The sequence below is a fragment of the Streptomyces sp. NPDC001222 genome (assembly GCF_042896945.1).
In the GTDB taxonomy this organism is placed as follows: Bacteria; Actinomycetota; Actinomycetes; order Streptomycetales; family Streptomycetaceae; genus Streptomyces; species Streptomyces gibsoniae.
The window spans coordinates 1-12,041 of record NZ_JBIAXT010000052.1; the positions used below are offsets into that span (position 1 = coordinate 1).

The following is a 12,041-nucleotide window of genomic DNA, read 5'->3' on the forward strand; positions in this document are numbered from 1 at the left end:
TCCACGGCGGCCGCTCACCCCTTCTCATGTGCAGGCTAACAAGCCATCAGACGCCGTCATTCCAAGGCGAGTTGCAGCATTCTGTTAGGAGTTCTAAGGACCGCGTCAATAGTCGTGGGTGGCTCGTCGGCGACGAAAAAGTCCGACAATCGGCAGAAGGCTGATCCCATGTGTCTCGCTGCAGGTACCGCCGCCGAAGCGGCCAGTGCTAGGCCTCGTCCCGCCCTCGGGCCCGCGGTGGACCCCATTCGTCTTGAACCGGTCGACGAGGTCGAGATCACGATTCTCGTCGACAACGTCTACGACGCTCTGCTGGGCGGCGATGAGCGCACGCGCCGCGCTCCCTTCAGCGTCGGTGTCAAGCCGGCGCCGCACTTCGAGGAGGGCGAGACCTTCGTCGGCCTCGTCGCCGAGCACGGCTTCTCCGCGCTGGTCACGATCAAGCGGCTCGGACACACCAGCTCACTGCTGTTCGACGCCGGGCTCTCGCCGACGGCAATGGTCGCCAACGCCGACCGGCTCGGAGTGCGCTTCGACGATCTCCGAGCGGTCGTGCTCAGTCACGGCCACTTCGACCACGCCGGAGGTCTGGCCGGGCTCGCGGTACGCCGGCGCGCCTCGACAATGCCGATGCTGGTACATCCCGAGGTGTGGACTCGCCGTCGCGTGGTGCTCCCGGGTTCAGAGATCCAGCCGTTTCCCACCGTCAGCAAGAAGGCTCTGCGCCAGGAGGGATTCGACGTGGTGGAACGGCGCGTACCCTCCCTGCTCCTCGACGAGAGCGTACTGATCACCGGTGAAGTCGACAGGACAACCGAGTTCGAACGGGGCATGCCGCCCAGTCATGAGGCGTGGACGGGCGAGCGGTGGGCACACGACGCGAAAGTCATCGACGATCAGGCCCTCGTCGTGAACCTCCGGGGGCACGGACTGGTGGTGCTGACCGGCTGCGGCCACGCCGGCGCGGTCAACATCGTTCGACACGCCCTACGCCTCACCCAGGTCGACCGGCTCCATGCCCTCGTCGGCGGACTCCATCTGAGCGGGCCGGCATTCGAACCGATCATCGCGCCGACAATCACCGCCCTGGCGCAATTCGCGCCGAGCCTGGTCGTTCCCGGCCACTGCACAGGCTGGCGTGCGCAGCATGCACTGGCCGCTGCGCTCCCGTCGGCCTGGGTACCAAGCTCGTCCGGCACCTCGTTGCACCTTGAGAGCGCGCCCACCTGACCTGCGGGCCCCTGCGCCAGAAGAGAACTGCGCCCACAGCGGCCTACCCGACCAGGTTCGAGTGTCCCCAGGACCCTGTTGCCCATTGAGTCGAACAAGCCGCGAGGGCGAGTTCGTGGCGGGCGAGGCGGCTGGTGTGGCCGCGCTCGAGCGGGCGGCCGTGCCACCAGGCGTCGAGGAGATCGTCGCCGCGGCCTCGGGCGCGCTCGCCGCCTGGCTCGGCAACTGGTGGGCGGTCCCCACCGCCGCGCTGTTGACGGCCGGGGTCGTGGCTCGGTGGCTACGGCGCCGCCGGCGGTCCTGCCGCCCACCGCGTCGTCCTCAGTGATGGGAATGCCCGGATGGCGGCTCACCCGCTGGCCGCCGCTGCCACCGGCAGTTCCGATCACCAGTCCCCAAAGGCCAACCCGTGTCCGGCCCAATGGCGCTGCCGATTCTCGTGAACATCGAACACGGCGAGCGTGGGGCGCCTCCCAAAGTGATGAACAATTGCTGTCGAATGGTTCTGGCTCAACTTCTGTGATGCGGCCACTCTGAGTGACAGACGGACTCCTTCGAGCCGTACGCGAAGTCGCCCGAAAATGGTCCGTGGACCAGGCAGTTGGGCTGACAGTTCGGGGCCGTGGAAGAGGTCGCGCTCCGGCTGAAGGAGCTGTTGTTCCCGTCGATCCCGGACGCCGCGATGCTGTCAGTGGACGTGGACATCGAGATAGTGCGCGTTGACGCGCAGAGCATCGCGGACGGCGCTGTGTGTCCAGTTTGCGGAGTCTGGTCGAACCGAGTTCATGGTTCCTACCTGCGGTTTCCCGCTGATGTGCCGAGCGGTGGCCGAAGCGTTGTCCTCCAGTTGAGAGTCCGCCGGTTCACCTGCGAGAACTCGGACTGCGCACGCCGTACCTTCGTCGAGCAGATACCCGGCCTGACGCGCCGGCACGGTCAGCGGACCGAGCGATTGCGCTCCACCCTGGCCGCGGTCGGTCTGGCACTCGCAGTCCGGGCCGGAGCCGGCTTCGCCCGCGTTCTCGGCGTATCCGTCAGACGCAGCACGGTCCTCCGGCTGGTCGACGCACTTCCCGAACCCGAGGTCGCCGCGCCGCGGGTAGTCGGCGTCGACGAGTCGATTTGTCGCCGAGTGGCCACGTCCCAGGGCCGGACCGTATGATCCATGCTGCCGGTGACCAATATTTTCCCGTTGGACTGAATGCAATGGACGTCACGCCGCTGCGGTGGCCGGTCAGCGAATCTCCGATCTGTTTGCGCGTGACCACGTTCCAGAGTCGGACGGTATTGTCGCGACTCGCGGTTGCGAATATCGATCCGTCGGGACTGAATGTCACCGCGTTGATCTGCGCGGTGTGACTGGGGGGAGTCTCGCCGATACGGCGATGTGTGGCGGCGTCCCAGAGCACCACCGTGTCGTCCTCGACCGGCCCTCGGGCCTCCTATGGCAATGAGTTCAGGCGTCGCCAACAGATCAGTGCGCATCCGAGGGCGAGGAATGCCTCGTGGATGTCGTCGCGTGTCTCCCCGCAGATCCGCAGGCGGCGGAAGCAGTGCCGATGGGCGAACGCGCGTTCCACGACGCAGGGTCGGGTACCGGGCCCGGAGTCGTGCTCGGTAGCCCGCCGGGTGATCAGCGGCTTCACTCCGAGATCCCGGACCGTGCGGCGGTACGTGTCGTGGTCGGGGCGCCGCAGAAGGGGCACTGGGCGACGTTCGCCTTCATCAGCAGTGTGGGCAGCGGGCTGTTGAGGATCTCCTCGCGGGGCAGGGTGAGGCCGAAGTGCCGTTCGATGACGCCGAGACAGGCGCGGTGCACCGTGCGGTGGTCGTCGACGAGCCGCTCGGGATCTTCGGGTGGCAGACCCGCGGCCCTCAGTTCCGCTTCGAGGGCGGACGCGACCTCCGGGTCCCCGTCGACCCCGGTGTATCCCCAGGAGCCGTCGAGGTGGAGGTTGAAGGTACACAGGGTGCGGCCGTCGTGCTCGTAGGAGAAGTACGGGGGGACGGGCTTGCCGTTCTCCTCCTCGTACCACAGGCGGTAGACATGGGCGCCACCTCGTGACACGGGCGGCTCCGATCCGAACTCCCCGTATCAGAAACCGTGTTGGACGACGTAGGACCACTCGTCGATCTCGCCGTAGCGCAGGGCGATGGCCTGGTGGGTGTCACCGAACAGGCCGCTCATCACGTCGTCGGCCTGCCACCCGGTGAGGCTTCCCAGGAACCGTGGCAACTGCTTGTTCCGGCCGAACCGGCTGGCGGCGACACGCGCCGCCAGTTCCTCTCCGGCGAGGTCGAGGGCGATGACGACGCTGTATCCGCCCCAGTCGATCGACTTCGGTTCCGCGAGCCAGGTGATTCCGTCGGTCATGCGGATCACCCCATCAGGCGCACACCCCGCCTCGCTGCGACGGAGGCCACAATTCTGTCAGAGTCCTTTCTACGCCGGGCTGTTGCGCAGCTCCGTCAGAGATGACGCGGTCAGCGGACGGGGGGTGTGGTCCGGGTCGACGAGGACCACGGTGCAGGCGGCGGCGTGGGTGAGCGCGGTGGTGAAACTGCCGTCGGCGAACTGGGCGAGCGGGCCGCGCGGCGAGCGTCCGACGGCGACGGTGGACGCATGGATCTCGGCGGCGTGCCGGGCGAGGGCCCGGCCCGCCGCCGCGTGGTCGCCGACAGAGGCGAGGATCTGGCCGCTGGCCGGTATGCCGTGCGCGGCCAGCCGGTCGAGATGGGCGATGACGGCCGTACGAGCCTGGTCGAAGTCCTCGGTGTCGACGGCCTGTTCCTCGACGACGGCGGTCTGCAGGACGTGGACGACCTCCAAGGGGCTGTCGGTGTCGTGGGCGAGGCGGGCGGCGGTGTCGACGATGATCGCGGCCCGGTCGTGGTCTCCCACGGCGACCACCACAGCGGGCGTGTCGGCCGCCACCGGGGTGCCGACGGGGGTGAAGGCCGGGGCTACGGGCCGTCCTTCACCGGCGCGCTGCTCGGCCCGGCCGAGCAGACGGTGACCGCTGGCCAGGACCGGGATGGCCCCGACGAAGGTGGCGGCGCCGAGGTAGAAGGGGACGCTCAGGTCGGTGGCGTCGGCCAGCTTGCCGGCGACGTACGGGGCCAGACCACCGCCGATGAAGCGCAGGAAGCCGTAGGCGGAGGAGGCCACGGGGCGCTCGACGGGCGAGACCAGCATGACGGCCTGGGTGGTGAGGGTGTTGTTGATGCCGATGAAGGCGCCGCTGACGATGACCGCCACGATGACCACCGCCGGGGTGCCGACGCCGGCGGCGATGACGGCCATCACGACCCCGAGGCACAGCAGGTTGGCGTACAGCACGGGAGCGGTGCCGTGACGGGCTTGCAGACGCGGGGCGAAGAAGACGCTGAACGCGGCCACGAGCAGACCCCAGCCGGTGAAGACCAGACCGAGCTGATGGGCGCCCAGCTTCATGGGGTAGGGCGCGTAGCCGAGCATCGTGAAGAAGCCCCAGTTGTACAGCAGCGCCATGATGCCCATGGTGAGCAGTCCGCGGTGGCGCAGCGCCCGGAGCGGGGCGATCGGTGACGTGGGGCGCTTCGGCTTGGGCAGGGCCGGGACGAAGGCGAGGGTCGCGATCAGGGCGATGGCCATCAGTACGGCGACGCCGTAGAACGGGCCGCGCCAGCTGATGGCGCCCAACTCGCCGCCCAGCAGCGGGCCCACGGCGATACCGAGTCCGAGCGCGGTCTCGTAGAGGATGATCGCGCCGCCGAAGCCGCCGCTGGCGGAGGCCACGATGACGGCCAACGAGGTGGCGATGAACAGTGCGTTGCCCAGACCCCAGCCCGCGCGGAAGCCGACGATCCCGTTGATGGAGTCGGAGGTGCCGGCCAGGGCGGCGAAGACGACTATGAGCGCCAGGCCGGTGATCAGGGTGCGCTTGGCGCCGATGCGGCTGGAGACCCAGCCGACGATGAGCATCGCCACCGCGGTCACGATGAGGTAGCTGCTGAACAGCAGGGAGACCTGGCTGGGCGAGGCGTGCAGGCTCTTGCCCAGGGCGGGCAGGATCGGGTCGACCAGACCGATGCCCATGAACGAGATGACGCAGGCGAAGGCGACCGCCCAGACGGCCTTGGGCTGCTTGAAGGGGCTCGCGGCCCCTCCGTGCGAAGCACTCATACGTATGTGTCCTCCGGAAGCTGCGGGGGTGGGTGGGGTGGTTCAGGAACCTCGTTGGCGGTCCTGGATCGCACGGGCGAGGGCAGGCAGTGCGACGTTCACCGCGCGCTGCTCGGGCTCGGTCAGTTCCTCGATCAGCTCCTGCAAGGCCTGCGCGCGTTCGGCGCGCCGCTGCCGGAAGACGTCCAGACCGGTTTCGGTGATCTCCACCAGTACACCCCGTCCGTCGGTGCTGTCCGCGCTTCGCCGTACGAGGCCGGCGCGTTCCATGCGGGTGACGAGCTGGGTCATGTTGGGCTGGGAGGCACCCTCGGCCCGGGCCAGCTCGGTCAGCCGGTGCGGACCTTCCCGCCCCAGACGGCCCAGGGCGGAGGAGGCCGCGGTACTCAGACCGGCGGTGGTGGCTCTGTGACGGACATAACGGACCATCCGCTCCCAGGCGATCATCAGGTCCTCGGACGAGACCTCGGGCGGATCGGAGTCCATAACCGGCTTATGCATAACTGCATTATGCATATAGGTGTACGGCGAATCAATGGGTGTGACGCCTCGGGTGGTCCGGGGTGGCGGACGGTCACCTCGATACGCCGCGTGACTCCCCCGGGGGAGGGCTGGGGGTTCCCCGGGGCGGAGGCGGGCCCCGGTCGATGTCTCGATGGGTGAGGCGCGGAGGTGGTGGCTCTCCGGGCGCTCGCCCTTCTCTTGCGGCCGCTTCTGACCAGCTCTGACCGATTCAGAGCGTCCGTGAGCGTATGTAGGGAGCGGTTATCGGTCTGTCGTACGAGGCCTCATACCAGGGCGGGAAGCTCTGCGGAGGACTTTGTCAACAGGCCATCGCAGCCATCCGAAAGACGACTACTCTGAGTTGCCGTCGGTCGACGCAGAGACGGGAGATGCGGCTCTTTTCGACCGGCGCCGCGATGCCGCACGCCCGAGTCGCGCAGACCCCGCGGGAGCCCCACGCCCCGACGCACCCAGTACGAGGACGCCGATGTCTCACCTCCGCGCACCGGCCGCACGCGCAGACCGCCGTGAGGGCGGCCGGCACGGGCGGCCGGCCGCCCAGCCCGCCCCCACACCGGCCGAGACCCCCATACGGCACCAACTGCTGCGCCTGGCGATCCTGCCGCCGGTCGCGGTGGCCCTCAGCGCGTGCGCCGCCGTGCTCTTCACCGTCCGCACCACCGGCGCGCGCCTCACCCCCATCCTCTGGATCGTGCTCGCGGGCGCCCTCGCCGTGACCCTCGCGGCCATCGTGATCGCCGCCGTGGCCGCCGAACGCACCGCCGTGTCCGTGCGGGACCGCCTCCACGAGCTGCGCCGGGCCAGCGCCCGCGGCGCGGCCGACCTGCACCGTCTCGTCGAGGCGCTGCGCCGCGGGGAGGCACCGCCCGCACGCGGACCCCGCGCCGAACGCGGCGCGGGCGCCGACGACTTCGAGCAGCTCGCCGCGGAGCTGGCGCGCGCCCACGACGGCGCCGTCGCCGCGGTCGTCCAGGCCGCACAGCTCTCCAGCCGGGCCGGCAGCGAACAGAAGCTGGAGGTGTTCCTCAACCTCGCCCGGCGACTGCAGTCCCTCGTGCACCGGGAGATCTCGATCCTCGACGAGCTGGAGAACGAGATCGAGGACCCCGACCTGCTCAAGGGCCTCTTCCATGTCGACCACCTCGCCACCCGCATCCGGCGCCACGCGGAGAACCTCGCGGTGCTCGGCGGCGCCGTCTCCCGCCGCCAGTGGAGCACGCCGGTGCCCATGACCGAGGTGCTGCGCTCCGCCACCGCCGAGGTCGAGCAGTACGCACGGGTCAGACTCGTCCCACCGGTCGAGGGCACCCTGCGCGGACACGCCGTCGCCGATGTGATCCATCTGCTCGCCGAACTCGTCGAGAACGCCACGGTGTTCTCGCCTCCGCACACCCAGGTGCTGCTGCGGGCCGGCCTCGTCACCTCGGGGCTCGCCGTGGAGGTCGAGGACCGCGGGCTCGGCATGCCACCGGCCGAGCAGAGCAGGATGAACGCCCTGCTCGCCGACCCCGACCAGGTCAATGTCGCCGGCCTGCTGGCGGACGGCCGCATCGGCCTGTTCGTGGTCTCCCAACTCGCCCGCCGGCACGGCATCCATGTGCGGCTGCAGACCAATATCTACGGCGGTGTGCAAGCCGTGCTCGTGCTGCCGCAGGGCCTGCTCGGGGAGGACTGCGGCACGGCCGGGGCCATGAATCCGGGCGTGGTGCAGGGCACGGTCATCGGGACGGCACCGCTCACGGCCTCCGGGACGACAGACCCCCGGGAGACGGAGGGCGTCGGCACGCCCACCCAGGCCCCGCCACCGTGGGACAGTCGCACCGGCCGCGCCTCGTCCGGCGCCTCGGAGCACCCAGTGCCGCCAGGACCCCGGCAGCCGGGGGACGTCCGGATCCCGGGCAGCCGGGCCCGGACACCGCTGCCGGTGCGGGACGCCGGCGCCCCGCGCCCCAACCCGGCCGAGGCGCAGCCCGGAGTCCGGCCAGGTGACCGTCCGACCTTCGTGAGCACTTCCGGCGGGGGCGCTGAGAGCCCTGGCGGAGTCGCAGGGGAGCCCGGCGGACTCGTGCCGGCCCCGGGCGACGCCGAGCCGGCCCCCGGCGGTTTCGCGCCCGCTCCCGGCGGTGTCGCGCCCGCTCCCGGCCGATTCGTACCGCCCCCGCTCGGTGTCGTCTCGGCTCAGGGCGGACTCGCATCGCCCCCCGACGGACTCGCGGGCGCCCCGGGCAGACCCCCGGCACCGCAGCCGGGCACCGTGCGCGGCACCATGGGCAAGCCCCGACTGCCACGCAGACGGGCCCAGGAGCACATCGCGCCCCAGCTCCGCGGCGGCCCCGCCGCCCCCGTCCACCAGGACGCCGGGCAACTCGTCGGCCACGACCCGGGCTTGATGGCCGCGTTCCAGCGGGGCATCTCCCTCGCGGAAGCGCGACAGCAGGCGGACCCGGACCCCGTCGAGGCGGCCGCCCACCCCGAGCCCGACGTCCCACGCCCACCCGGACCGGAGCTGACGGCTCGTCATCGTGGCAACTCCTCGGCCGGATGACCGCCGAACACATCGGCCGGACGACGGCCCCCGTCCCACCCGCTCTCGCGAACCCGCGTACCCCAAGGAGTCGATCCACCATGGCGAGCGACATGCCGACTGCCCATGTCTCCGACCTCGACTGGCTGATGAGCGGCCTCGTGCAGCGCGTACCCCACACCAAGAGCGCGGTCCTGCTCTCCTGCGACGGGCTGGTGAAGTCCGTGCACGGCCTCGACACGGACAGCGCCGACCATATGGCCGCCCTGGCCTCGGGCCTCTACTCGCTCGGCCGCAGCGCGGGCGTCCGCTTCGGGGACGGCGGCGACGTACGGCAGATCGTCGTCGAACTCGACTCGACCCTGCTCTTCGTCACCACCGCCGGTTCCGGCACCTGTCTCGCCGTGCTCGCCGACCGCGAGGCCGACGCGGCCGTCCTCGGCTACGAGATGGCGATGCTCGTGAAGAGCGTGCGGCCCTATCTGGTCACCGCGCCCCGCCGGAGCGCCGAGCAGCCCTCGGTGACCGGGCCTTGAACGTGACCGCGGCCGGAGACGGCCCTTGGCTCGACGACGCGGCCGGACGACTGATCCGTCCCTACACGGTCAGCAACGGCCGCACCCGGCCGAGCACCGCCCTCGATCTGCTCTCCCAGGTGATGGCCACGGGCACGAGCCCGCTCGGCACGCTCGGCCCCGAGCACGCCGAGGCGCTCGGCCGGTGCGCGGTCCCCGTCTCGGTCGCCGAGGTGGCCGCGCATCTGAAGCTGCCGGCGGTGGTCACCAAGGTGCTGCTCGCCGACCTCGTCGACTGCGGGGCCCTCACCACCAAACCCCCCGCCTTCCACCACAACCCCACTGACCGGTCTCTGCTGGAGGCAGTGCTCGATGGACTACGACGACAGCTCTGACCCCTTTCCCACCGCGCTGAAGATCCTGGTGGCGGGAGGGTTCGGAGTAGGCAAGACGACCTTCGTGGGCGCGGTGAGCGAGATCTCACCGCTGAGCACGGAGGAACTGCTCACCACGGCCGGCGCCGCGACCGACAGCCTCGACGGGATCGAGAACAAGGTCGAGACGACCGTGGCCATGGACTTCGGCCGCATCACCCTCGACCCACAGCATGTGCTGTACCTGTTCGGCACGCCCGGACAGGAACGGTTCTGGTTCATGTGGGACGAGTTGTCCGAAGGCGCGCTGGGGGCGGTCATCCTCGCCGACACCCGCAGGCTGGAGGACTGCTTCGCCGCCGTCGACTTCTTCGAGCAGCGTGGACTCGGTTTCATCATCGCCCTCAACGAGTTCGACGGCTCCCATCGCTACGACTCCGGGGAGGTGCGGGCCGCTCTCGATCTCGACCCGGAGATCCCCGTGGTGTGCTGCGACGCCCGGATCTCAAGTTCGGGGGTGCAGACGCTGCTCACGCTCGTCCGCCACCTCCTCGCACACACCCCGGCGACGACACCGGCCCCGAGGCCCGGAGCGCGGACATGACCCTGAGCCGACTGCTGCTGACCCCCGAGGACCGGGATGCCCCCGAGCGCGTCCGCCGACTGCGCCTGCTCGGCCTGGGCGAGCGCGCCGAACCGGAGTTCGACGCCTTCGCGGACCGGCTGGCGGAGCTCACCGCGGCGCCGTACGCGATGGTCACCTTCGTCGACGAGCACCGGCAGTTCTTCGCGGGCCTCCACCAGCCCGACGACCGCCCGCTCACCGCGCTCCCCACCTCGGACGGCACGAGCGCGCCCGCCCGTCAGCTGGGTCGCGAGTACGGCTTCTGTCCGCATGTCGTCGTCCGGCGCAAGGCGCTCGTCCTCGAGGACGTCCGCGACTATCCGCGCTTCGCCCAGAACCCCGCCGTCGACGAGATCGGGATCCGCTCCTATCTCGGCGCGCCGCTCGTGGACCGCACGGGCACCGTCCTCGGCACGGTCTGTGCCGCCGACGTGGAGCCGCGTCCCTGGGGCCGGGAAGGACTGGACACCATCAAGGCGCTGGCTGCCGAGCTGACGGAGGACATCGCACGCCGGGAGGGCGGCACGACCTGAGACGGCGTGCGCCGGGACCGCCCTGCCGTGGCGTCCCCGCGCTGTCTTTCCGGGCGTCCGCTGGGTGCGGGCGGCATGGTGTCTTTCCGGGCGTCCGCTGGGTGCGGGCGGCATGGTGTCTTTCCGGGCGTCCGCTGGGTGCGGGCGGCATGGTGTCTTTCCGGGCGCCCGCTGGGTGCGGGCGGCATGGTGTCTTTCCGGGCGCCCGCTGGGTGCGGGCCGCATCGTGTCTTTCCGGGCGCCCGCTGGGTGCGGGCGGCATGGTGTCCTTCCGGGCCCCGCTGACTGCGTGTCCCGCTCGATCCTGAGCCGGTCGCGTCCGCGGAACGGGGAGCGATGCCGCAGGTGACACGGGGGGCGTGAAGGAAAGCTGTGGCGGCGCTTAAGAAATCCTCGATGGACCGGTGCGTCGCCGTAGGGCAGATTGCTACGCGATTCCACTCCTCTCCCCGGTGCGGGCTCCTTCGGCGTGTCTGGAACCGGGACCTCACTCACAGGAGCCGTAGCGTTGAAGGCGCTGGTCAAGGAGAAGGCGGAGCCCGGGCTCCAGCTCGCGGACGTCCCGGAACCCGCCATCGGATCCGGCGACGTACTGATCAAGGTCCTGCGGGCCGGCATCTGCGGCACCGACCTGCACATCCGGGCCTGGGACGGCTGGGCGCAGCAGGCGATCCGCACTCCGCTCGTGGTCGGGCACGAGTTCGTCGGCGAGGTCGTCGAGACCGGCCGTGACGTCACGGACATCAAGGTGGGTGACCGGGTCAGCGGCGAGGGCCATCTGGTGTGCGGGAAGTGCCGCAACTGCCTGGCCGGGCGCCGCCATCTGTGCCGGGCGACGGTCGGGCTCGGAGTCGGGCGCGACGGCGCGTTCGCCGAGTATGTGGCCCTGCCCGCGGGCAACGTCTGGGTGCACCGCGCCCCCGTGGACCTCGACGTGGCCGCGATCTTCGACCCGTTCGGCAACGCGGTGCACACGGCCCTGTCGTTCCCGCTGGTCGGCGAGGACGTCCTGATCACCGGTGCCGGTCCGATCGGTCTGATGGCGGCGGCCGTGGCCCGGCACGCGGGCGCCCGCAACGTCGTCGTGACCGATGTGAGCGAGGAGCGCCTGGAGCTGGCGCGCAAGATCGGCGCTAGCCTCGCGCTGAACGTCTCCGAGGCGTCGATCGCGGACGGCCAGCGTGAGTTGGGCCTGCGTGAGGGCTTCGACATCGGTCTGGAGATGTCCGGTCGCCCCGAGGCGATGCGCGACATGATCGCCAACATGACGCACGGCGGCCGGATCGCCATGCTCGGACTGCCGTCCCAGGAGTTCCCCGTCGACTGGGCCCGGATCGTCACCTCCATGATCACGATCAAGGGCATCTACGGCCGCGAGATGTTCGAGACGTGGTACGCGATGTCGGTCCTGCTGGAGGGCGGTCTCGACCTGTCGCCCGTGATCACCGGCCGATACGACTACCGCGACCACGAGGCGGCGTTCGAGGACGCGGCGAGTGGCCGGGGCGGCAAGATCATCCTGGACTGGACCGCGTAGCCCTGCCCCGCGA

General features: G+C 70.4%; 13 protein-coding genes and 1 pseudogene. 9 read left to right on the forward strand and 5 right to left on the reverse strand.

The features are described from left to right. The first annotated feature begins 114 nt into the window (after positions 1–114). From ACFY2Z_RS38645 to ACFY2Z_RS38655, 3 genes are all read left to right on the forward strand, one after another. On the forward strand, positions 115–1,230 hold the full coding sequence (locus tag ACFY2Z_RS38645; RefSeq protein ID WP_390748678.1) for an MBL fold metallo-hydrolase: 1,116 nt from the start codon (positions 115–117) through the stop codon (positions 1,228–1,230). An 85-nt stretch (positions 1,231–1,315) separates the two neighbouring features. Then, positions 1,316–1,558, forward strand: a complete 243-nt coding sequence (locus ACFY2Z_RS38650) for a hypothetical protein (protein ID WP_390748679.1) — start codon at positions 1,316–1,318, stop codon at positions 1,556–1,558. A gap of 294 nt (positions 1,559–1,852) precedes the next feature. After that, positions 1,853–2,392 carry a transposase family protein gene (locus ACFY2Z_RS38655; RefSeq protein ID WP_390748680.1) on the forward strand — a complete coding sequence of 180 codons (540 nt, stop codon included), beginning with the start codon at positions 1,853–1,855 and terminating at the stop codon, positions 2,390–2,392. Between the two features lie 46 nt (positions 2,393–2,438). On the opposite strand, the pseudogene ACFY2Z_RS38660 reads toward ACFY2Z_RS38655, so the two are convergent. The 5 genes and pseudogenes from ACFY2Z_RS38660 to ACFY2Z_RS38680 all read right to left on the reverse strand — a co-directional run. Beyond that, positions 2,439–2,642: pseudogene (locus ACFY2Z_RS38660) on the reverse strand (WD40 repeat domain-containing protein); the annotation flags it as partial. A gap of 230 nt (positions 2,643–2,872) precedes the next feature. Next, entirely contained in the window at positions 2,873–3,298 is a 426-nt protein-coding gene (locus ACFY2Z_RS38665) for a hypothetical protein (protein WP_390748681.1), read from the reverse strand. 27 nt (positions 3,299–3,325) lie between these two features. Continuing rightward, positions 3,326–3,604, reverse strand: a complete 279-nt coding sequence (locus ACFY2Z_RS38670; RefSeq protein WP_390748682.1) for a hypothetical protein — start codon at positions 3,602–3,604, stop codon at positions 3,326–3,328. Positions 3,605–3,673: 69 nt separating this feature from the next. Then, complete coding sequence (locus ACFY2Z_RS38675; protein WP_390748683.1) at positions 3,674–5,395, reverse strand: MFS transporter; 1,722 nt, start codon at positions 5,393–5,395, stop codon at positions 3,674–3,676. A gap of 42 nt (positions 5,396–5,437) precedes the next feature. Further along, on the reverse strand, positions 5,438–5,896 hold the full coding sequence (locus ACFY2Z_RS38680) for a MarR family winged helix-turn-helix transcriptional regulator (RefSeq protein WP_390748684.1): 459 nt from the start codon (positions 5,894–5,896) through the stop codon (positions 5,438–5,440). A 490-nt stretch (positions 5,897–6,386) separates the two neighbouring features. Between ACFY2Z_RS38680 and ACFY2Z_RS38685 the strand changes: the two genes are divergently transcribed. The 6 genes from ACFY2Z_RS38685 to tdh all read left to right on the forward strand — a co-directional run bounded on the left by ACFY2Z_RS38685 (position 6,387) and on the right by tdh (position 12,028). Further along, on the forward strand, positions 6,387–8,465 hold the full coding sequence (locus ACFY2Z_RS38685) for an ATP-binding protein (protein ID WP_390748685.1): 2,079 nt from the start codon (positions 6,387–6,389) through the stop codon (positions 8,463–8,465). Positions 8,466–8,545: 80 nt separating this feature from the next. Continuing rightward, entirely contained in the window at positions 8,546–8,980 is a 435-nt protein-coding gene (locus tag ACFY2Z_RS38690) for a roadblock/LC7 domain-containing protein (RefSeq protein WP_390748686.1), read from the forward strand. Between the two features lie 2 nt (positions 8,981–8,982). Beyond that, the gene (locus tag ACFY2Z_RS38695; protein ID WP_390748714.1) at positions 8,983–9,354 is read left to right on the forward strand and encodes a DUF742 domain-containing protein; all 372 of its coding nucleotides are present in this window, start codon (positions 8,983–8,985) and stop codon (positions 9,352–9,354) included. Continuing rightward, positions 9,332–9,937, forward strand: a complete 606-nt coding sequence (locus tag ACFY2Z_RS38700) for an ATP/GTP-binding protein (protein WP_311694297.1) — start codon at positions 9,332–9,334, stop codon at positions 9,935–9,937. The genes ACFY2Z_RS38695 and ACFY2Z_RS38700 overlap by 23 nt, the downstream gene beginning before the upstream one ends. Further along, positions 9,934–10,491: a GAF domain-containing protein gene (locus tag ACFY2Z_RS38705; RefSeq protein WP_390748687.1), complete on the forward strand. Its 558-nt coding sequence runs from the start codon at positions 9,934–9,936 to the stop codon at positions 10,489–10,491. The genes ACFY2Z_RS38700 and ACFY2Z_RS38705 overlap by 4 nt, the downstream gene beginning before the upstream one ends. A gap of 508 nt (positions 10,492–10,999) precedes the next feature. After that, positions 11,000–12,028 (forward strand): L-threonine 3-dehydrogenase, encoded by a 1,029-nt coding sequence (gene tdh, locus ACFY2Z_RS38710; RefSeq protein WP_390748688.1) that lies wholly within the window; start codon positions 11,000–11,002, stop codon positions 12,026–12,028. Positions 12,029–12,041 lie beyond the last annotated feature (13 nt).